Raw genomic sequence first — 21,293 nt, forward strand, 5'->3', positions numbered from 1 at the left:
GGTTTGGAATCTGCGGCACTCTTTGCTTGCATGGCAGGATTCTGAGTTTTAGGCACGTTTAGACCATGTACAGCCTCGAAGCTGAGTCACATTTTTAACGACCTTTGCGTTAAGATATCAGTTCAATACTTACCAATATTAACTTTTGTCCTAGCCCCTTTTTCACTTTGCATTCTATCGTTAATCAATCAAATAATTTGGGTATGAAACTTCAGATGCTTTCTTTACTTCGCCAATCATATTTGTTCAGAAGTCTTGGGCTTAGAGTCCAAGCGGTGGAGATCTTGAATGTATTCGATTGTTGCTTCATTAGCCAGGTAGGCAACCCCCAAATGGATTCGTTTCGTATGACGCCAAGCATCAGTCACCAGAAAAGCTGACTCTCCTGAGGCGACGGCTGACTCAACCTGATGATCCGCACAAAACTCCGCTAAAATATGATTCAAGCGCTGACGTAAAATTGGTAACTGATCATTTGAAATGTGGTCAATCAAAATGAGGTATTCAAATGCCATGACGCCTCGGCCCCAACCGTCCTGAATAACATTAGCATCCAAAATGGTGGCTGAGCTATCGATAAAATGCTCATCAGCCAACCGTTGTAAAGCCGCTTTAACGGCGACGTTAGTCTGTTCAAGGGCTGCTTGCTGAGCAGCTTTTGTGTTGCGCTTAACAACTGCGTGGTGAATCACCAGATAAAGGATAACTGCTATCACCACCGCAATAATAATCGTTGCTGTCCGGCCCATGGCCACCCCTCCTTTTGCATCATAGTAACACAAATTAGATTTCAACTCCCCTATTATAAGTGGAAAACGTCTGAAAGCAAACCAGCTTGCGGTTAGGTCCTCCACCGAGAAGCTATACATTTTATTTTATATATGATAATATATTATCAACTGTTGTTCATTAACAACAAGACGTTCGGTACAAAATGATCGGTTATCAATCGATGCGGCTTATTCAACCGTATTATAGAAAGGAAGTCGACAGTTGCACTATGATTTTTAAAGTTTACTATCAGGAAGATAAAGTGCGTAACCCCAAACGTGAGGATACGAAATCACTTTATATTGATGCTGCTACGGAAGTTGAAGCACGCGCTCAAGTCGCTGCTAACACCGACCACAACATTGAATTCATCGAACCGTTAGAGGGTAAGTTCCTTGAATATGAGCAAGAGAACCCGGACTATAAGTTGACGGAGTTTAATAAATGACAAAACTAAACGTCAAAAACAATGAAACAGCAATTTTTGGCGTTGGTGGACTTGGCGAAATTGGGAAAAACACTTATGGTGTTCAATTCCAGGATGAGATTGTTTTGATCGATGCCGGAATTAAGTTCCCAGAAGACGAATTACTTGGTATTGACTATGTTATTCCTGACTATCACTACCTTGTCGCTAACCAGCAAAAGATCAAGGCACTGGTCATCACCCACGGTCACGAAGACCATATTGGTGGGGTGCCCTACCTGTTAAAGGATCTTAACGTCCCCGTCTATGCTGGACCACTAGCGCTAGCGCTGATCAAAAATAAACTGGAAGAACATGGCCTTTTACGGACAGCTGAACTTCACGAGATCAACGAAGATACCGTTCTAAAATTTCGCAAGTTAAGTGTTGAGTTCTTTAGAACGACTCACTCGATTCCAGATACGTTAGGTATCGCTGTTCACACCCCTTCTGGCGTAATTGTCCAGACTGGGGACTTTAAGTTCGATCTGACGCCAGTTACCAACCAGCCGCCGAACCTGCAAAAAATGGCGCGTTTAGGCGAAGAAGGTGTGCTCTGCCTGATGGCTGACAGCACCAACGCGGAACGGCCAATTTGGACGAAATCGGAACGCTGGGTCGGTAAATCAATTCGGAAGATTTTTGATAAAGTTGAGGGGCGGATTATCTTTGCAACCTTCGCTTCAAATATTTCCCGAATTGAAACCGCCTGTGAGACTGCTCTTGCCCACGACCGAAAAATTGCAGTCTTTGGTCGTAGTATGGAAGGGGCAATTGTTAATGGGCGTGAATTAGGTTACCTAAACATTCCTGATGATGCCCTCGTTGATGCAAATGAGCTGCGTTCGCTGCCAGCCAATAAGGTCATGATTCTTTGTACCGGATCACAAGGTGAACCAATGGCGGCCCTATCACGAATTGCTAACGGCACCCACCGTCAAATTTCGATTCAACCTGGCGATACAGTAGTCTTTTCAAGTAACCCGATTCCCGGGAATACACTCAGTGTAAACCACGTGATCAATGAGCTTGAAGAAGCCGGCGCGAACGTCATTCATGGCCGTGTCAATAATATTCACACGTCTGGCCACGGTGGTCAAGAAGAACAAAAATTGATGCTGCGCTTGATGAAGCCAAAATTCTTTATGCCGATTCATGGTGAGTACCGGATGTTAAAAATCCATACTGAACTGGCTGAGCAATGCGGGGTGCCTCTTGATCACAGCTTCATCATGCAAAATGGTGACGTTTTGGCCTTAACAAAGGATACCGCACGAATCGCGGGCCACTTTACGGCTGGTGATGTCTACATTGACGGCAGCGGTATCGGTGATATCGGTAACGTTGTGTTGCGTGATCGTCAACTGCTTTCTGAAGAAGGTTTGGTCGTGGTCGTGGCTACGATCAACCTTAAGGATAAAATCATTCAGGCCGGTCCAGACTTGCTTTCACGTGGCTTCGTTTACATGCGTGAATCTGGTGAACTATTGAATGAGGGCCGGCGTTTGGTATTTGCCACCATTCGACGGGCCATGCGTTCAAAGAAGGCTAATGAAGCGTCGATCCGAAACGCCGTCATTGATGATCTGCAGAATTTCCTGTATGAAAAGACTGAACGTCACCCAATGATTTTACCAATGCTGATTATGGATTAATTTTTCAAACCAAAAAGCGTGTGCCAAAACTCGCTTAGATTCCAAAGTATTGCATCAAAAGGAGATTCCGTACATTTTGGGAAATCTCCTTTTGGCGTTATACAGTCGAAATCTGTGTTCTGGCACACGCTTTTTTGATAACAGTCTTGAGATAAATGCATATTAAAATCAGTTGTGGCGTAAAGAAATTCGTCACCTTCTTATCAATTCAATTGTTGATTTGTCACAGTTTTTTATTGACTGTTGAATCTATTAAGCAGACTTCGCGATTTAAAGAACACTTAAACACTCCTTACTGAGCTTTAATGATTGCTCGTAAGCCCTATTAAACTGCACTTTTAAACTACTATTCGTTTTGATTTATAGCAATTCTCATTACATTCTAATCAAATCTCAACACTTCAATCTAGCCCTCAATAGTAAAGTTCGCTATAATAGTCAAGTGTGATTTTAGGAGTTTGGAGAGGATGATTTAGGTGTCGGTTAGTTACTACATCATTTTAAATGAATTTGCCGGTAGCGGTAATGCTAAAAAAATTTGGCCGCAAATTAAAGATGCGCTTGACGAACGACACGTAGAGTACGAAATTGTCCGCTCAGCCTATTCTGGACACACTCGTCTGTTGGCTCGGCAGTTCGCCAAACAGCATTCAGATGAGCAAAATAACCCTTCTAATCAACCACGGCACGTCGTGTTAGCAATCGGCGGCGATGGTACACTACACCAAGCACTTTCAGGACTTGATGATGCTCAATTAGACCAGCCGATTCCAATTGCCTATTTGCCCGTGGGTTCCGGGAACGATTTTGCCAAGGGTATCAAAATGGCTAGTCAATGGCGAAAAGCACTTGATCAAGTTCTAAACTGTACCAGTGAAAACTGGCTGACAATTGGCACCTATTTTGATGCAAAAAAACAAACTAAGGGCGTCTTCACTAACAACATTGGTATCGGGTTCGATGCTGCCGTAGTCACTTCCGCTAATAGTGCGAAGTCCAAAAGATGGCTGAACCATTTTCATGTTGGAACACTTAGTTATTTGGCTGCAATTATCGGCGTTTTTTATAACCAAACTGCCTTTCCATTAACGGTTCATATCGGTCAACACAGAGATATTTACCCTCGAGCGTACTTGGTCACCATTACCAACCACCCCTACTTCGGAGGTGGCGTCAAAATTGCACCCCCGGCGTCAGTTCACGACCCGAACCTCGACCTAGTTGTAATTGAAAAATCGAACATTTTTAAACTACTTTTTATATCATTATTGTTATCAATGGGCCGACACCTGAAATTGAAATCAGTTCACCATTATCACGTCAATAAATTACACGTCAGCGTGTCTTCCATTGAATATGGTCAAATCGATGGCGAAGAAATGGGTGGCCGGTACTGGGACACCTACTTTGGAATCAAGCAGTATCCCTTTTGGATCGACCCAACAATTTAACATAAAAAAACGTCTAAAAATCTTATTCAGATTATCTAGCTTAATGAGACAAAAAGTGAGTACCCAAAAGATTTCAGGGTACTCACTTTTTGTCTGAATATATGCGGTCATTTAGAAGAACTTTCTGAGCTTAATTGCAGTCCAGAATTTAATGAAAATCAGCGCTAAATTCCCAGTGAAGAAACTTATGACATGGTCTTAACTTAATAGGAAGCTTTTTTCTTAGACTTATCCTTGCGCAGTTATTTTAAAACCAAATCGAAGCGCTATTCAAAAAAGTTAATCTTCAGAAGCGTCCATGGCTTCTAAAATCATGTTCAAATAGTCACACTTCGTCGACAGTTCTTTCATCTGTTCACCATACTTTGGCTCGATGGTAACCGCCTCGCCATGACAGGGCGCCACCTGTTGTGACTCAATTTGTTTTAATTCATCTAATTGCTCGTTTGCTTCTCGATATTCGGTGAGGATCTCTGAACGATTACTCATCAGTTACACGCCTTCTTACTTGCAGAATAATTGTTTAAGTAATTTTAAAACAAGAAAGACTATAACACCAAATGCCCGCTTTGTGAACCTTATTTACTAATAAATTTTAACGAGTTGCGCAGATAACCGAGTGTTTAGAAAATAAAAGACCCGCTAGCCCCGTATACAAAGGAACTAACGAGTCATCATTCAGTTTTCTAAAGCCTAAATTAAGCTTTTACAGTACCAGCAAAACTTGGTTTGAAGTATGAACTGATCGTTTGAATCTGAACGTTTTCACCAGGCTCTGGTGCTGCAACAAATTGATTATTACCAATGTAAATGGCAACATGGTAAGTTGCACCAGCAGCACCCCAAAATAATAAGTCACCTGGGACAGCTTTCGAAACAGAATGCTTAGACACATGAGCTTCTTGCGCTACCGTATTGTGTGGTAACGAAATTCCAAGCGTATGCGCATAAACGTAAGCTACCAATCCAGAGCAATCCATTCCCTTCAAGGAAGAACCACCCCAAACGTAAGGAATTTTTTCCGAAGCTAACTTCACTGCTAAAGAAGTTACTGATGTTACTGGTGCAGACACAGCATCCGCTTTAGCAGTCTTGGTCTTCTTAGAAGTAGTCGATGTAGCGGTAGCTTTTTTAATCGATTTAACGGCAGAAGTAGCGCTTGCTTTCTTAGCCGCTGAGGTCGTCGATTTAACCGTCGCTGACTTCGTAGTACCTGTTGAAGCTTTAGCAGCAGTTGCTTTGACGGCTAACTTTTGACCCGTATAAATGAAATCACTCTTTAAATGATTCCAGCTCTTTAATTGACTAACAGTCGTCCCATACTTCCTGCTAATCTTTGAAAGAGAGTCCCCCGACTTAACTGTGTATGTAGAAGCTGAAGCCGACGTCTTAAGTGAAGTTGCCTGATGATTAGTGACATTCGCTTTTGTCGTTTTAGTACTTTTAGTCACCGTTTTAGTCACGGTTTTGTTCGTAGTAGAACCTAAAACCAATTTTTGTCCAGCAAAAATCATATCCTTACTAAGATGATTGGCTTTCTCAATTGAACTGGCTGAAACCCCATATTTATTTGCTAACTTCCAGACCGTATCCCCAGACTTAACGGTAACTGTCTTAGCGCTGGCTTGCAGTGGACCAGCAAACATAAACGTTGCTGCTCCGAGAACGCCAGCGGTGATGATTTTGGTCGATGTACTTGGTTTTCCCAAATCGAATCACCCCTCCTAATTGTCTTGAATGAATGCGTTTTTATAGAATTCACATGTTCATAGTACCACACTTTCTAAATTTTTCGCCAAAAAGTTTAAGATTTTCTTGCGCCACACAACTTTGTGAAAATCATAAGGGCTCATTAAAAGCGAAATCACGCGGTTTAAAAAGAGTTGTAATATACAAAAAAACTAGTTACAAATTTAGTTAACATTTGCAACTAGTTCACGTATTAATGAATATTTACTATTTAATCAGCGGCAAAATCTAGCCAATCAACTGAACAAATGGCTAAAGAAATTAACGATTGTCTGCCAGATACGACTCAAGAAGCCCATGATACTACTGGTATCAGCCTGACTGGCAAAGTCCTTTAACTGTGCCATCTTGTTACCTACCGAGTTACTAATGTTACTTGCAACTTGTTTGGCATTATCCACGTAGCTTGAGGTGCTGGACACTGGTGCTTTTTGTACTGAGCTTAATGCGACCACGATATTATTGACTACAGTGGTTGAAGTTTGCGATTGAATTCCTTGCTTAGCAAGTGCATCGTCCAGCATTTGTTTGATTTCAGCTTTGGTAGCATATTGATTATCCTGCTGACGCTGCTTCGCCAATTCCGACGACACGTTACCTACTGCTGACATTAATTTACCCGGATACTTACTATCGTTTTTGTTATCACTGATGGCCGGCTGAGTTGCGTCAAGCACACCGTTAGCAGCCTGAGTGTTTTGCTGATTCAAAGTAATCCCATCGGTAGCCAATGCTTTATAAACACCGGTTAGTGCCGATTCACCAGACACTGGTTTATCAGCTGTCACAGTAATAATGACGTCTTTAACACCCGCCATAGTTGCCACCATTGCATACTGCTGCGATGTCACTTGAGTGATGTTATCTTGACCATTGTAATTAACAATATTGACTTTAACACCCGAACCTGGATCCGCTGGAGCCAGCGCCACTGAACTGATCATGCTGGCGTCAGTAGTACCCGCTGAATTAATGTATGTCGCATAGTCCGAGCCATTCACAGTCAAGCTATCATAGGTCGATTGAACACCAAGGGCTTTTGAAACCGCGTCTTTATCTTCGGAAGCCAGACCGGAACCGTAAACCACGTAAGGCTTGGACAGGGCTTTTGTCTGAACGGCATCACCTGACCCGTTACTGGAGTCACTAACGCTAGCAGCGCTCACGCTTGAAGTGGTCGTGGTATCTGCAACTGAGTGAATCGGAGCAGCTACGCCAAGTAATAGCAGCAAGGCACCACCAATCAAACCAATGCGAACTGTTCTTTTCATCGTTATAACCTCATTTCAATTTAGGCTACTGCAAGTGTAGCACGCCACCAAACTTGTTTCGCTTTCACCGGTCTTTTTTAATGAATTCATAACGAACGATATATTACCCGACCAATTTTACCCAGCAAATTTAGGGCATCTATGCGATCTGGAATGCCATTTGTCAGCACAGCAATATCATACCAATCATTACCCTTTTGAAATCGAGCCACATCGTGATCAATCATCGGCCCTTCGCCGGTTTTATTCATAACCGTTACTGCGGTTGAAGTTTCGTCAAAGCTCACGGGCAGTTTATAGCGAAACTGCTGGTTTATAAACCATGGTTCAATCTGTGGAAAATAAGCCAATAAATCACGAAACAACCGCAGAGCATCGGCCGCTGAGATTAAGTTTTCATGACCGGTTTTCTGGGCCGATGAATCCATTAAATATCGGCCAAGGTGGGTGTGAAGATACTCCTGATGATCAAGCCAACTATTGATGCCATTCATCGAAAGCCGATCGATCATCACATTAGCAGCAAAATTATCCGAATCAGCAATCATGAGGCCCAAAATATCGCCAAGCGAATACCGGGATGAGCTAAGCAGTTGTAATACCCCGGCTCCACCAACTGGAGCAGTTTTCGAAACGTCGACTGGATCACTCAAATCAGGTTGCTGCGACATTTGGGTACCCAAAATAGCTAGCTTGATCAATGAGGCCGCAGGCAATTGTTCTTGGTCCCGAAAGCTGAATTCAAAGTGATTTGCATGATACAACGAGATACTAGCATACTGCTTGTAAGGCTCAATAAGTTGTTTTAAGGCTGTTTCTAAGTTCATCGCCAATACCTTCTTGCTCCAACGTATTCTGGTGCGTACCGAAGCTCCGTTAATTTTGCGATATCAACTTCTTTTCCAGGTGTCCTTGATTGAATCATCTGGCCATTGCCAATGTACATGCCAACGTGGTGGACGAACCCTTTGCCATGCTCATAGGCAAAAAATAACAGGTCACCAGCCCTTAATTCTGCCGGTTCAATTGGTTGGCCATTATGGTACTGATCATCCGCATCACGTGGAATGTTAAATCCAATAACTCGGTGCAACGTGTACATTAATCCAGAACAGTCAAAGCCGTATGGTGAAACACCGGCCCACAAATAGCGTTGGCCAAGAAATTGTCGTGCCATCGCAACCATTTTTTGACCAGCCGTATCACCATCGACCCCCATCACAACACTGTCCTTTGTAATGTAGTTTTCACCTAACGGGGTGGCTACTTTAAGCCAATCATCCTCCGCTGCCAGTTCTGTAAGTTCTGTCCCCATGGTAATCTCAAAAACCTGTTGCTTGTTTTCATCATATAACATGGTGAAAGGTACTGCGATCCGAACACGCGCCGTTGTCCCTGAATATTCTACCGGCGCCTCTGATAACAGTTTGGTAGGCAGCCAGCCAATATAGCCCCGCGGATCAGCGTCGTCTGGCTGACTGGTTAAGTAAACCTTCGCCCAGGAACCTTCGATGTGTTCAATAATGACTTCATCGTTAAAAAAGGCTTGAGTCTCTAATCGTTTGGAGTCGCACAAATCGACCGTTTGTTCAGTTGTCATTTGAGCCACCCATTTCTTAGTCTCCCCGTCGAGAGCTAATTTGTCGATATCTCGTGGTGCTTCTTTGCTCGTCCATAACGTTGCGACTGGAACGATCACTCGCCGTGTATCCATGCTCTCACCCCATTTGTTCGTTATTAAGTGTGATGCCCAAGCCAGGTTCGTTTGGAATTGTGATCTGTGCGCCTTGATTAGTAATCCCGCCAGTGGTTGGCTGGGTCTGAAACATCATGGCAGCATCCAGATCATAATAAATGATGTTGGCTTTGGCAGCTGCCATCTCAGCAGCCGCTGTCACTGAAACCTGGGATTCGATCATGCTGCCAACCATGCAAGGGACTCCAAAGGCCTCCGCAATCACGTTGATTTTCAAAGCCTGATCGATACCACCAGCCTTCATTAACTTGAGGTTAATAATATCACAACCCGCCATCTTTAGTAGTCTCAACGCATCCTTGACCGAGAAAATACTTTCGTCAGCCATAATCGGCGTTTGCGTATTAGCCGTCACGTACGCCATGCCTTCAAAATCATTTGCCGGTACGGGCTGCTCAACCAATTCAATATTCAGGCCCTCAGTCATCATTTGGTTGATCATTTGAACCGCCTGTTTTTTAGTCCAACCCTGATTCGCGTCCAGCCGAATCTGAATGTCTGAGCCGACCGCTTTGCGAATCGCCCGCACCTGTTTGAGATCTTCAAACGGTGATTGACTTCCGACTTTAACCTTCAACGTTTCAAATCCCTCAGCCACTAACTGCTTTGCATGCGCCACCATTTGCGGCGCAGTCCCAACGCTAACGGTATAATCGGTGCTGATTTGTTGCCGATACCCGCCAAGCAGCGTGGTCAGCGAAACGCCGTAGTGTTTTGCTAGTAAATCATTGATGGCAATATTTAGGGCAGCCTTGGGACTATGATTCCCAACTAATGCCCGGTCAACGATTGCCTTGAGCTGATCCGGTCTTCCTAATGATCCACCAATTAACTTAGGTGCAATCACGGATTCAATCGCATAACGAATACTAGCCGAGGTATCACCAGTAATCGGAGCTGTGGGAGCAGCTTCACCCATGCCAGTGAAACCATCCGAATCGGTCACTTTAACCAGTAAACTTTCTGCCGTAGTGACTGTTCGAAGTGCCGTTTTAAATGGTGATTTTAATGGTACTGCGATTGGAAAAACTTCAATTGTTGTAATCTTTGATGACATACGTCTGCCAAACCTCTTCTTTCATGGGATAGTCTAATGTGCATTTAACTGCTTGGGATCGAATCGGAACCGTTTCTTATTGTAAGTTAGTTTACCTTCGGCTTCCAAGCGAGTCACGACCTGACCAGCGGTTTCGCGGGTCGTACCACTAAGTCGCGCAAGTTCGATCAGTGTGATTGGATAGGGAATCAAAAGATCGCCCTCTGGCATCTTTTCACCCATATCTGTTCCAAAAACGATTAGCGCTTGAGTGACCCGGTTCACCGCACTGCTGGTCACTAATTTTTGCAGCCGGGTCTCCATGCGAACGATCAGTTGACTCATTTGATTGATAACCTGCTTAGCAGCCTCAACGTTAAGCACAACCACGTTCTCAAACGTCTTCATTGGAAATGCAGCCACCGTGATTTCAGTCAGTGCAGTTGCAGTATAAGGGTAATCCAAATCCGTATATAGACCCCGGTAAGGAAAACCCTTCATCGCCGCCACGTAATTAATGAAGGTAAAATTACCAGTCTCATCCAGTCGCTCCAACCGAACAGCACCTTTAACGACGTAGTAAAAACGATCCCGCGGGTCGCCATGGTCAAACAAAATCTGCCCCTTGGGGTAAGTTTTGACAGTTAGGTTCTGAGTCAAAGTCGCGTACTGCTCTTCAGTAAACGGACGAAATTCAGCTTGCTGGCGCAGATAACTGCGAAATAGATCTGGGGAATCTGGCATACTAACGGCTCCTTTCTACACTTGAAACCATTATACCCCATCTAAAACTCCCTTTAGATATAAATCCCGTTCATTTTGAAATCTCCACCAGACAAAAAAGCCTGCAAGCACCATTTTAAACTGACTAAAATAGCGTTTGCAGACCGCTTTTTAATTTCAAACACTTTCCGTCGCCGCTGAATTAGCAATGATGGTTCCTGTTCCATGGGCAATGAATTCATCTAAGTTACTTAACGATGTGATAACAGCTTGACCAGCCGGGCGATGAACGACAAAATCAATCGCTGCTTCAACTTTGGGCAGCATACTTCCGGCTGCGAATTGACCCATTGCAATGTGGTGCTGCAGTTCCGCCACCGATACAGTTTCAAGACGTTTTTGAGTAGCCTGGTTAAAGTTTACGTAAACGTGATCGACGGCTGTTAAAATAATTAACAGATCAGCGCCAACCAACTCAGCTAATTTTTCCGAAGCAAAGTCTTTATCAATCACGGCTTCACAGCCAACGAGTTCATGACCACGGCGAATAACGGGGACGCCACCGCCACCCACTGCAATCGGAACAACCCCGTTTTTAACCAACTGATTAACTGCACCAGCTTCAACCACGTCGATTGGTCGTGGAGATGGAACAACGCGCCGGAATCCCCGGCCGGCGTCTTCAACGAACTGGAACGTCGGCGTTTCAACCTGCAGTTCAGTTGCCTCTTCACAGGTGTAAAAGGGACCAATTGGCTTAGTAGGGTGTTCAAATGCAGGGTCGTCTTGAGCAACTACGACCTGAGTCACAACGGTCGCCACATCAACTTCAATTCCTAAATGTGATAATTCAGCAGCCATGGCATTTTGAAGCCAGTAGCCAATGCTGCCCTGGGTCATTGCTACTGCTGTATCCAGGGGCATTGCCGGATTTTCAGGCGTTGAACCGACAGCTTGCTGAAGCAGTAAATTGCCAACTTGCGGTCCGTTACCATGAGAAATGATAAGTTCATCACCGGCCTGAATGAATTTGACTAACGATTGGGCGGTTTCTTTAAGAGCCTGCTGTTGCGCTGCGGCACTGGCATCCTTTGCCAAAATCGCATTACCGCCCAGCGCAACCACAATTTTTCGTCCTGTCATGGGAATCATCCTTTCGTATCGTCGAAGTACAAACTAACGGTATTTAACAATCAAGGGACCCCCACCAAACACGTTGCCGCGTCCAGCCAAAGTCCCCTCCCAAGCTTCTTATTCAACTGTCGGAATAAACAAATTACCTAAAGTTGCCGCCATCATCGCTTTAATGGAATGCATCCGATTTTCAGCTTCTTCAAACTGACGGGCATATTTGCTTCGAAATACTTCATCCGTAATTTCCATTTCCTTAATGCCGTATTCCTTTTCAATTTGCTTGCCATAATCAGTCGTTGTATCGTGGAAGGCTGGCAAACAGTGCATCACAATCAATTGATCATCCGCAGTCCCAGTTTTCTTCAACGCTGCCATATTGACTTGGTAGGGCTGCAGCAGTTTGATTCGCTCGGCCCAGTTATCTTCACCCATGGATACCCAAACGTCGGTATACACGATATTTGAGCCCTTCATGCCCTTATCAAGATCATCCGTAATCAGTAATTGGGCACCAGAATCCTTGGCGAAACCATTAGCCAGGTCTTGGATCTCTTGAGCCGGATACAGTTCTTGAGGTGCTACAATGTGGACGTTTACGCCTAAAATTGCACCGGTAACCAGCAACGAATTAGCGACGTTGTTACGCCCGTCACCCATAAAGGTCAATGTCAGGCCCTTTAAGTGACCGAAATTTTCCTTTACCGTCATGAAATCAGCCAGCATTTGAGTCGGATGCCACTCGTCAGTCAGACCGTTCCAAACCGGTACACCGGAGAACTCAGCCAGTTGTTCAACGGCCTTTTGGCTAAAGCCACGGAACTCAATACCATCAAACATACTGCCTAAAACCTTAGCGGTATCCTCAACCGATTCTTTTTTACCCAATTGGATGTCGTTAGCACCAAGAAATTCTGGGTGAGCACCTAAATCGATTGCCGCGGTTGTAAATGCAGAACGGGTTCGTGTGGAAGTCTTTTCGAACAGCAGCGCAACGTTTTTACCTTCCAGATAATGGTGTGGCACACCCGCTTTTTTAAGCGCTTTCAGATGTAATCCAAAATCAATCAAATAATTTAATTCACCAGCGGTAAAATCTTTTTCGGCCAGTACAGAACGGCCCTCAAAAACACTCTTTTTAAAATCAGTCATGATCCCAGCTCCTTTTATTTTAGATCCTGCCGAACTAGCGGCATACTCATGCAGCGTGGCCCACCGCGGCCTCTTGAAAGTTCACTTGAGAGCACTTCTAACACTTTCAACCCGTGGTCACGGAGCACTTGATTCGATATATAGTTCCTATTATAAGTAACTACCACGCCCGGGGCAATTGCCAAAGTGTTAGAACCATCATTCCACTGTTCACGATCAGCAATCAATGGATCACCGCCGCCAGTTGGAATTAAATCGATCTCACTTAAGCCAAGAACCTCTTTCAGTACCCGCTTAAGGTCCCGGTCATGATTTAACTGCAACTCACCTTCTGCGTCTTCGGTGATCGTCCAGGTATCAATTTGACCACCCTCACCCAAAATGCCCGGATGAACAGTAAACTGATCGTGGTTGATCATTGTGAAGACGGTGTCTAAGTGCATCATGGCATGGTTATGGGGAATTCGAATGGCAAGTACTTTTTCAAAACCACTCTGTTTTTCAAATAACTTACGGGCAATGTCTTCAATTGCACTGGCTGCTGTCCTCTCGGAGACCCCGATGGCAATCACAGTATCATTTAACACAAGTTCATCACCACCCTCGATTCGAGTCGTTTGATCACGGTCTCGCCAAACATGAAGCCCCTGGTTAGCAAACCTTGGGTGATAGTTAATAATCGTTTCCATAAACAGCGATTCACGCTGCCTTGCCGGGAAAGTCATGTGGTTGATACTTAACCCGTCACCGATCGAAGCGGCAGGATCACGGGTGAAATATAGGTTTGGCATCGGATCCATAAAAAATGGGTAATCATGTTCCTCAGCCGCACTGACTAAATCACGGGGAACAAAGTCGAGTTCGTTTTTTCGAACCCCTGCCATGATTTTAACAACCATTTCACTCGTTGTCATACTTAGTAGGTATTCTTCCAGGACATGGTGAAGAATGCCAGCCGCATATCCTGATTCAGTTAGCATTTGGTCTAAAAAAGCTTGTTTAACGCTCAATCCGCCAGCGTCAAGAGCTTCAGTAGCTAACCGTTCTAAATACAAGACTTCAGTGCCATTATTCCGCAACGTTTCAGCAAAATTATCGTGTTCTTGTTGTGCAATGGGTAGGTAAGGAATATCATCAAATAATAGCCGTGGCATCATTTCTGGCGTAAAGTTCTCAACTTCAGCTCCCGGTCTCTTTAACATCACAACGTCGAGTTTACCGATTTCGGATGTCACATGAATTGGTTTTGTCATGGTGGTTACCTCCTATCTCTATTGAACAACTTAATCATAACCATAATTAGTACCCTATTTATCGAAAGCTTCACAATTGAAATGAGAGATCCATCACATTTTAAAAAATAATTTCTTGACAACGTAAAAATATACAAAAAGCCGTGCATTATTGAACGAGTACGTATCAATATGCACAGTTTATTGAATATTATTAGATTATTAAAATTAGATTAAATAAAAATTTTGTTCTATAAATACCGTTTTAATGATAATATTCGCACTTTTATCAAATTAAGTTCATATTTGTTTCACATTTTTAGTGTATATCAGAAGCAATTTTAGCGACGCTTTCCCGAGTGACTAATTCCAGCGGTAACTCACGGTCTTGATGGGCTAACCGGGGGTTCTTGATGCGTTCAATCAGTAGTTCGGTGGCTAACTGCCCCATTTCGAAGGCTGGCTGGTGAATCGTAGTCAGCTTTGGCGTCACAAAATTCGCCAGATCAATATCATCGTAACCCATAATGGAAATATCTGTGGGAACCGATCGGCCGCTTTCTTGGACACCACGATATAAACCGATGGCCATTTCATCGTTGATACAAAAAACAGCCGTTGGCTTCTGTGAAAGGACGTCGGCAGTTGCGCGATACCCACCTAGCTTAGTCATTGGTGACTGCACTACCATTGAGTCGGGCAACGATAAGCGGTATTTACTCAGCGCAGCTCGAAAGCCATTGATTCGTTGCTGAATGTTTTGGGTGATATTTTCCCCAGCCAGTAAAACAATCCGTCGGTGGCCCATCGACATCAGATAATTGGCCGCCATTTGACCACCCTTGTAATCATCCACCCAGACTCGATCGCCAATTTGAGCGTCGTTTTGATCGAATAGCAGGTAAGGGATACCGTTACGAGTCAAGATCCTGTCAATATCGTTGGCATCTAGAGTTGCACTAGCGATAATTAATCCGTTCGCAGCCCGTTTGATCAGTTCCTCTAGATACATGCTTTGCAATTCAAGATCTTGATTAGCATCAAATATGATTGGTACAAATTTGTTGGTTCTGCTCGCCCGCTGGATTCCCTTGATGAACATACTGAAAAACGGATTGGCCAGGTTGGGTATCAGCACACCAATTGTTTGCGTCGATCGCATGATCAGATTTCGAGCATTATAGTCAGGCACGTACCCCAAACGTTTTTGGAGCTTTAAAACGCGGGCTTGGGTGTCACTACTAAAGCGTTCACCCTTACCGTTCAGTATCTGAGAAACCGTGGTAACTGAAACACCAGCAGCTTCGGCCAGATCCCTAATGGTTACTTTTTGAGTCACGTTATCCTCCTCGCCGCACCCCGCGTTAAAACGGGCGCCCAATTAATTTAGAACACATATCCTTATTCTATGAAAAATCCCCATTTCTAACAAGTCGGAAATGGGGAAATACTACGAATTATCTATTTAAGCTTTTAAAATTGACTCAATTTTAGCCAGTTCATCAGCCGAAAAGTTAGTGTTTTGAACCGCCTGTAAATTATCTTCCAAATGAGAAACTTTGGAAGCACCAGTCACAACGCTAACCACAACCGGATCCTTCAATAACCAAGCAAGAGACATTTGGGCCAGCGTCTGATTACGGTTTTGAGCTAAATCATTTAACTGATTCAACTTCTTAGTCAGTTTGTCACGCCCTTGATCCATCACGTCAGTGCTGCTCCAATGGATCTGAAAATCATCCGGAATACCACCGAGATACTTGTTGGTCAATAATCCTTCAGCTAGGGGACCATAAGCTACTAGCCCTAAATTGTTGTTGCGCAAGGTATCAACCACGCCATCCTCTTCAACGCTTCGATTCAACATATTATACGAAAGCTGATTAACCACAAATGGGGTATGGAGTTCCTTAAAGGTCTTTAAAATCGCCTTCGTTTGCGCATCGTTATAGTTAGAAATACCCACGTAGAGCGCCTTGCCGGATCGTACAATACTGTCCAAGGCTTCAGCCGTTTCAGCCGGATCAGTGTCCGGATCAAAACGATGACTGTAGAAAATATCAACGTAGTCCAGACCCATCCGCTTCAAACTGCCATCTAAGGCATTGATCAACGTTTTGCGGGAACTCATCTGTCCGTATGGTCCTGGCCACATATGATAGCCAGCTTTCGTGGTAATCACGAGTTCATCGCGGTGAGGCTTCAGATTAGCCCGGTAAACCTCGCCAAAAAGGCGCTCCGCAGCTCCAGACCCAGGTCCGTAGTTATAGGCCAAGTCAAAACTAAAAATACCACTATCAAAAGCCTTCAAAATCACTTTTTCACTGTCGCCGTAGTTGGCTTCATCGCCAAAACTATGCCACATGCCAAATGACACCGCTGGTAACTGTAATCCTTTATTACCCGCACGACGAACTGGCATCCGCCCGTCGTAGCGGTTTTCATCCGCTGCATACATATTGGTAAGTCCTCTTCTCTTTCAATAATCTTACTCCTTAATTTTAAGAGGACATGCGAATATGGTCAAGGGGAACAGCTTGTGAAAATACTGTTTCAGCCGTCTTTTCAACCGGTTTTTCATGGTTGTTTCTAGGATTGCAAACTTAGCTTCACCGCATCACTTACATGGCCACCCGATTGATGCAGCAATGCTTTTGCCTCGGCAATCGTACCCTTAGTTTCAATCAGTAAAATCGCCAAAGGCACGTTATTATCCGCACGATCTAAAGCACGTTCAGCAGCTAAAGTCGACGTTTGCGTGGCAGCAGCAATAATTCGCTTAGCCCGTCGTTTAGTCTTCGCATTCGTAGGCACCACGTTGATCATTAAGTTTTGATAAACTTTTCCTGAACGAATCATAATGCCACTTGAAAGCATGTTAAGCACCATTTTCTGTGCCGTTCCCGCCTTCATCAGCGTCGCGCCAGTAATCACTTCAGGGCCAACAATCGGACAAATAGACACGTTCGCGTTTTTAGCCAGTGGACTGTCGGTCACACAGGCAACGGCAATCGCTAAGGCACCGACCTGCTTAGCGTACTTCACGGCTGCGACTGTGTAAGCTGTGGCACCACTAGCAGCAATACCAATCACAATATCTTTTTCGTTCAGGTCGACTTTTTTCAGATCGTTTTCGGCGAGTTCCGCGGAATCCTCCACTCCATCAAGCGTGTGGAACATCGCTTCCGGTCCGCCCGCAATAATACCAAAGGTTTGTGATTCCTCAAGGCCATATGTCGGCCGAAGTTCGGTCGCGTCCAAGACGCCCAACCGGCCTGATGTGCCGGCGCCAATGTATATCAGCCGGCCACCCGCATCAAACCTTTTAGTGGCTAAATTGATTGCTTCAGAGATCTGGGACAACTGCTTTTGGACCGAACGCCCGACACGTTGGTCTTCCCGATTAATAATTGCGACCATTTCGTCGGTATCAACTTGGTCAATATGTGTTGAATGCCGGTTCCGCTGCTCAGTTAGTAAATCTTCAAAATTCATGCCTAATCCTCCACTTTCAACGAACAAACACGTTTTAATTAATTATCAAAAATCATGTTATCGCTTTCATTTCTTACTATTAAGGTATAACATGTTTCAAATAAAATTTCAATCTGAATTAGAGTTAACCATCGATTTTCATAAATATTTGAAAAGGTTATGCCATAATCAGTGGAAGGTGTGTAAGCTCTAAAAAGTAATTAAAGGTTAGTAATGCTGGTACTAAAGCTTTTGACCCGTTATTTATGTATTGAAAACGCCGTTCCAAAATGGGACGGCGTTTTCATTTTGTTACTTATTTTGTCATATAAATATCTTTGTAACCACGACTCATACCAGCCGGATTCCAAACGTAACCGTGTACGTTAGTCCGCCACAATTCTGTGGTGGAAGGCTGATAAAGTGGAACAACTCCCTGATCTTTCATGAGGATCTTTTCGGCGTTAACCATGTCTTGATAGCGTTTCTGTGGCACATTTGCATCAGTTGTTTGTGAGGCTTGAATCAACTTATCATAGCTACTATTTGACCAGTCACCATTGTTAGTTGGATTCCCAGTTTCTTCAAGATTCAAGAAATTGATCGGGTCCGCAAAGTCGGCACCCCATGAAGAAACAACCAAATCAAAGTTCCCACTTGATGAACGTGCCAAACGGTTCTTATTAGGAACGTTGTCAATATTAACCTTTAGTCCTGGTAACTTTTCAAACTGATCTTGCAAGTATTGAGTGGTTGTTTTGGCTTGATCAGTATCATCACTCAACAGCGTTAGGGTCACTTTCTTTTGACCAACGGCCTTTAATCCCTGTGCCCAAAGCTTCTTAGCATTCGTAGGATTATAGGCAACGCCCTCTTTGACGTAGGCATCATTAGCAAAATCAGCCTTAGTTTTCGGATTTTGATACAGATTAGTCGAAACAAACCCCTTGGGCTGTGTCGACCCATCACGTAAAACCTTGGTTGCTAATGCCTGCTTATTGACGATCTGCGCAAGTGCCTGACGAACCTGAACGTTTCTCAAAACTTTATCCTTTTTCTGATTCATTTGCAGATACATCATCGAGCCGCCAACAAACTTCTTAAATCCTTTGTTGTTCTGGTAACTAGGAACTTGGGTACCCTCCAATGGGGTGACATCAAGTTTCTTTTGATTATAAAGGTTCAGACCAGTACTTGGACTCTTAACAACCTGAAAATCGATCCGGTTAAGGTGCACGTGTTTCTTATCCCAGTAATTTGGATTCCGTTTTAATTCCCACGTGTTGTTAGTACCATTCCAACCGGAAATGGTAAATGGTCCGTTATTAGAAACCGTCTTACTGCTATTCCCATACTGCTTACCATACTTATTCACAGCCGACTGCTGCTCCGGGAAGAACACTGGGAATGAAAGTAACAATTTGAAGTACGGAACCGGGCGACTAAGGGTGACAACCAGCTTGTATTTGCTTGGTGCCTGAACACCCAAGCTGTTCGGGCTCATCTTACCCTTTTGAATCGCACTAAAGTTCTTGATACCAGCAAATAAATAAGAGTAGTTAGCTGCCGTTTTAGGGTTAGCAGTTCGTCGCCAAGAATAAACAAAATCCTTGGCGGTTACTGGTTGGCCGTTAGTCCATTTATCACTTTTACGCAAGTTAAACGTATAGACTAAACCATCCTTAGAAACGGTTGTTTTGCTGGCTAGGGCATTTTTAATTTTGGCCTTCTTGCCCAGTCGATACAGCCCCTCATTGGAATTATACAGCGCCGTTAAACTCACTGACTCAGACGCCGCGGAGTTATCAAGTGTTGAAATCGTCTCAGTGGTACTAAGATTCAAAACTTGTTTGTCAGCCATTTGAGTTGAACTGCTACTCTGCGATTTACCGCAAGCGGCCAGTGTCAACGCCAGCGCTAGGCTGCCAATGCCGATCAATAGTTTTTTTAATGTCATTTAGTTATTCTCCATCCCTAATATGAAATTGTTGTGCTTGCTCAAATAATTGAGCCATCTGTAATAGTAATGGCTCACTCCCTTTAGTAGCGGTAAATTGGATGCCAATCGGCAAACCAGCTGCTGATAGACCAGTTGGTAGGCTAATCGCTGGTTGGCCAGTGAGATTAGCCTGTTGCGTAAATGGTGAACGGGTCAAAGCTGGTAGCCACTGGTCATAGATCAATCGTTGCTGCTCCTTTGGCGCCAGATCTTCGATGCTTAACAACTGCTCGGCATGTTCGGGGGAGACCAATGGGTCATCCGCCTTTGGGGCAACGTCAGCAGTTGTTGGGGTCAGATACAGCGGGTATTGCTCATGGAATTTTGCGTAAGTATAACCGGTTTGGTCCCAAAGTGCCAGCGTTTTGCTATATTGTGCCGCACTAATATGCCGACCGGTCACACCCAGAGCCCAAGTCAATGGCTCCACATCATGAGCCGTAACTGGTCGTTTAAAAGCGGCTCCTAACTCATCAAACATCGCAGCCGTTTCGCCCTCATTCATAACGTAGTAACTGTTCATTAAAGCAACACCATCAACATCCGGTGAAGCTTCCACGAGGTCAAACCCGCGGTCACTTAAAAATGATACTGCATGCATAACTGCCTCTTTTGCGGCTTGTGACACCGGTGTACCCACCGGTGAAGTTGTCGAATAGGCAATTTGCATATGAGTTGGCAGTTGATTGAGACGCGACAAAACACTTGGGTCAAGCAGCGGCGTTTGAAAGGCCGCTGCTGGCTGCACAACTTGCATTGTATCAAGCAGTGCAGCCACGTCAGCCACAGACCGAGCCAGTGCAAAATTAATCGCTGCACCCTGCCATGAACGCCAATCACCAGGTCCAACGGGAACCCGACCACGCGTTGGCTTAAGACCGATCAAACCAGCAAAACTGGCTGGAATTCTTATCGAACCACCGCCATCGCTAGCGGCAGCAATTGGCACGATGCCACCAGCAACGCTAGCAGCCGAACCCCCACTGGAACCCCCAGGGGAGTAATTGAGATTCCAAGGATTATGTGCAATACCGTATAATTTGGAATCGGTAATATTTTTAAACCCGAATTCAGGAACGTTGGTTTCACCCACAATGATAAAACCAGCTTCCTGCAGTCGTTGTACGAAAAAATCAGTTCTTTGTGCGACTTGACCAGCCAGCAATTTGGAACCAGAAGTGGCTGGCAGCCCCTTTAAAGCCTGACCAAGACCCTTGATCAATAGCGGCACACCCAAGAAGGGTTGACCGTGATCTTCAAGCCGATCCGCTTCCTTAAATGCCTCAGACTTTCTGATTGCCGTGACTGCATTAAGCTGTGGATTCATCTTTTCAATTTTCGCCAGCGTAGTTTCCACAAGTTCCCGCGCTGACACTCTACCCTGTCGCACTCGGTGTGCAAGGGCTAATGCACTATCCATCTTGATT

General features: G+C 44.4%; 19 protein-coding genes. 3 read left to right on the forward strand and 16 right to left on the reverse strand.

Annotation, left to right across the window (positions count from 1 at the left end):
- Window positions 1–236: 236 nt before the first annotated feature.
- On the reverse strand, window positions 237–749 hold the full coding sequence (locus GM612_RS09490) for a hypothetical protein (RefSeq protein ID WP_155432144.1): 513 nt from the start codon (window positions 747–749) through the stop codon (window positions 237–239).
- 251 nt (window positions 750–1,000) lie between these two features.
- On the opposite strand from GM612_RS09490, the gene GM612_RS09495 reads away from it, so the two are divergent.
- The 3 genes from GM612_RS09495 to GM612_RS12635 all read left to right on the forward strand — a co-directional run bounded on the left by GM612_RS09495 (window position 1,001) and on the right by GM612_RS12635 (window position 4,343).
- Window positions 1,001–1,219 (forward strand): DNA-directed RNA polymerase subunit epsilon, encoded by a 219-nt coding sequence (locus tag GM612_RS09495; protein ID WP_155432145.1) that lies wholly within the window; start codon window positions 1,001–1,003, stop codon window positions 1,217–1,219.
- Window positions 1,216–2,892 (forward strand): ribonuclease J1, encoded by a 1,677-nt coding sequence (gene rnjA / locus GM612_RS09500; RefSeq protein WP_155432146.1) that lies wholly within the window; start codon window positions 1,216–1,218, stop codon window positions 2,890–2,892. Before GM612_RS09495 ends, rnjA begins: the two co-directional genes overlap by 4 nt.
- A 476-nt stretch (window positions 2,893–3,368) precedes the next feature.
- Window positions 3,369–4,343, forward strand: coding sequence for a diacylglycerol/lipid kinase family protein (locus GM612_RS12635; protein WP_343031876.1), 975 nt, complete (start codon window positions 3,369–3,371; stop codon window positions 4,341–4,343).
- Between the two features lie 279 nt (window positions 4,344–4,622).
- On the opposite strand, the gene GM612_RS09510 is transcribed toward GM612_RS12635, so the two are convergent.
- From GM612_RS09510 to GM612_RS09580, 15 genes are all read right to left on the reverse strand, one after another.
- Window positions 4,623–4,832 carry a hypothetical protein gene (locus GM612_RS09510; protein ID WP_155432147.1) on the reverse strand — a complete coding sequence of 70 codons (210 nt, stop codon included), beginning with the start codon at window positions 4,830–4,832 and terminating at the stop codon, window positions 4,623–4,625.
- 209 nt (window positions 4,833–5,041) lie between these two features.
- Window positions 5,042–6,052, reverse strand: a complete 1,011-nt coding sequence (locus GM612_RS09515) for a C40 family peptidase (RefSeq protein ID WP_246147699.1) — start codon at window positions 6,050–6,052, stop codon at window positions 5,042–5,044.
- 276 nt (window positions 6,053–6,328) lie between these two features.
- Complete coding sequence (locus tag GM612_RS09520; protein ID WP_155432148.1) at window positions 6,329–7,363, reverse strand: DUF1002 domain-containing protein; 1,035 nt, start codon at window positions 7,361–7,363, stop codon at window positions 6,329–6,331.
- Between the two features lie 86 nt (window positions 7,364–7,449).
- The gene (locus GM612_RS09525; protein ID WP_155432149.1) at window positions 7,450–8,190 is read right to left on the reverse strand and encodes a serine hydrolase; all 741 of its coding nucleotides are present in this window, start codon (window positions 8,188–8,190) and stop codon (window positions 7,450–7,452) included.
- Window positions 8,187–9,077: a C40 family peptidase gene (locus GM612_RS09530; protein WP_155432150.1), complete on the reverse strand. Its 891-nt coding sequence runs from the start codon at window positions 9,075–9,077 to the stop codon at window positions 8,187–8,189. The genes GM612_RS09525 and GM612_RS09530 overlap by 4 nt, the downstream gene beginning before the upstream one ends.
- Before the next feature lie 4 nt (window positions 9,078–9,081).
- Window positions 9,082–10,176, reverse strand: coding sequence for a mandelate racemase/muconate lactonizing enzyme family protein (locus GM612_RS09535; protein WP_155432151.1), 1,095 nt, complete (start codon window positions 10,174–10,176; stop codon window positions 9,082–9,084).
- A 33-nt stretch (window positions 10,177–10,209) separates the two neighbouring features.
- Window positions 10,210–10,899: a Crp/Fnr family transcriptional regulator gene (locus tag GM612_RS09540; protein WP_155432152.1), complete on the reverse strand. Its 690-nt coding sequence runs from the start codon at window positions 10,897–10,899 to the stop codon at window positions 10,210–10,212.
- A 156-nt stretch (window positions 10,900–11,055) separates the two neighbouring features.
- Entirely contained in the window at window positions 11,056–12,021 is a 966-nt protein-coding gene (arcC, locus tag GM612_RS09545) for a carbamate kinase (RefSeq protein WP_155432153.1), read from the reverse strand.
- Between the two features lie 108 nt (window positions 12,022–12,129).
- The gene (gene argF, locus GM612_RS09550) at window positions 12,130–13,161 is read right to left on the reverse strand and encodes an ornithine carbamoyltransferase (RefSeq protein ID WP_155432154.1); all 1,032 of its coding nucleotides are present in this window, start codon (window positions 13,159–13,161) and stop codon (window positions 12,130–12,132) included.
- 14 nt (window positions 13,162–13,175) lie between these two features.
- Window positions 13,176–14,414, reverse strand: a complete 1,239-nt coding sequence (arcA, locus tag GM612_RS09555) for an arginine deiminase (protein ID WP_155432155.1) — start codon at window positions 14,412–14,414, stop codon at window positions 13,176–13,178.
- A 298-nt stretch (window positions 14,415–14,712) separates the two neighbouring features.
- A complete protein-coding gene (gene rbsR / locus GM612_RS09560; protein WP_343031877.1) occupies window positions 14,713–15,732 on the reverse strand; it encodes a ribose utilization transcriptional repressor RbsR in 1,020 nt (339 codons plus the stop codon).
- 126 nt (window positions 15,733–15,858) lie between these two features.
- Window positions 15,859–16,851, reverse strand: coding sequence for an aldo/keto reductase (locus tag GM612_RS09565; RefSeq protein ID WP_155432157.1), 993 nt, complete (start codon window positions 16,849–16,851; stop codon window positions 15,859–15,861).
- Window positions 16,852–16,982: 131 nt separating this feature from the next.
- On the reverse strand, window positions 16,983–17,888 hold the full coding sequence (gene murQ, locus GM612_RS09570) for an N-acetylmuramic acid 6-phosphate etherase (RefSeq protein WP_155432158.1): 906 nt from the start codon (window positions 17,886–17,888) through the stop codon (window positions 16,983–16,985).
- A gap of 295 nt (window positions 17,889–18,183) precedes the next feature.
- Window positions 18,184–19,824, reverse strand: coding sequence for a peptide ABC transporter substrate-binding protein (locus GM612_RS09575; RefSeq protein WP_155432159.1), 1,641 nt, complete (start codon window positions 19,822–19,824; stop codon window positions 18,184–18,186).
- 4 nt (window positions 19,825–19,828) lie between these two features.
- A complete protein-coding gene (locus tag GM612_RS09580; protein ID WP_155432160.1) occupies window positions 19,829–21,286 on the reverse strand; it encodes an amidase in 1,458 nt (485 codons plus the stop codon).
- Window positions 21,287–21,293 lie beyond the last annotated feature (7 nt).

This window comes from Secundilactobacillus folii, from assembly GCF_009720675.1.
In the GTDB taxonomy this organism is placed as follows: Bacteria; Bacillota; Bacilli; order Lactobacillales; family Lactobacillaceae; genus Secundilactobacillus; species Secundilactobacillus folii.

Bases quoted from the DNA above. Each gene is read 5' to 3' on its own strand.
- GM612_RS09525 (WP_155432149.1), bottom strand. From the start codon at position 8,190: ATGAACTTAGAAACAGCCTTAAAACAACTTATTGAGCCTTACAAGCAG.
- rnjA (WP_155432146.1), top strand. From the start codon at position 1,216: ATGACAAAACTAAACGTCAAAAACAATGAAACAGCAATTTTTGGCGTT.
- GM612_RS09495 (WP_155432145.1), top strand. From the start codon at position 1,001: ATGATTTTTAAAGTTTACTATCAGGAAGATAAAGTGCGTAACCCCAAA.
- GM612_RS09530 (WP_155432150.1), bottom strand. From the start codon at position 9,077: ATGGATACACGGCGAGTGATCGTTCCAGTCGCAACGTTATGGACGAGC.
- argF (WP_155432154.1), bottom strand. From the start codon at position 13,161: ATGACTGATTTTAAAAAGAGTGTTTTTGAGGGCCGTTCTGTACTGGCC.
- GM612_RS09580 (WP_155432160.1), bottom strand. From the start codon at position 21,286: ATGGATAGTGCATTAGCCCTTGCACACCGAGTGCGACAGGGTAGAGTG.
- arcC (WP_155432153.1), bottom strand. From the start codon at position 12,021: ATGACAGGACGAAAAATTGTGGTTGCGCTGGGCGGTAATGCGATTTTG.
- GM612_RS09520 (WP_155432148.1), bottom strand. From the start codon at position 7,363: ATGAAAAGAACAGTTCGCATTGGTTTGATTGGTGGTGCCTTGCTGCTA.
- GM612_RS09540 (WP_155432152.1), bottom strand. From the start codon at position 10,899: ATGCCAGATTCCCCAGATCTATTTCGCAGTTATCTGCGCCAGCAAGCT.
- GM612_RS09565 (WP_155432157.1), bottom strand. From the start codon at position 16,851: ATGTATGCAGCGGATGAAAACCGCTACGACGGGCGGATGCCAGTTCGT.
- GM612_RS09510 (WP_155432147.1), bottom strand. From the start codon at position 4,832: ATGAGTAATCGTTCAGAGATCCTCACCGAATATCGAGAAGCAAACGAG.
- arcA (WP_155432155.1), bottom strand. From the start codon at position 14,414: ATGACAAAACCAATTCATGTGACATCCGAAATCGGTAAACTCGACGTT.
- GM612_RS09575 (WP_155432159.1), bottom strand. From the start codon at position 19,824: ATGACATTAAAAAAACTATTGATCGGCATTGGCAGCCTAGCGCTGGCG.
- GM612_RS09490 (WP_155432144.1), bottom strand. From the start codon at position 749: ATGGGCCGGACAGCAACGATTATTATTGCGGTGGTGATAGCAGTTATC.
- GM612_RS09535 (WP_155432151.1), bottom strand. From the start codon at position 10,176: ATGTCATCAAAGATTACAACAATTGAAGTTTTTCCAATCGCAGTACCA.
- murQ (WP_155432158.1), bottom strand. From the start codon at position 17,888: ATGAATTTTGAAGATTTACTAACTGAGCAGCGGAACCGGCATTCAACA.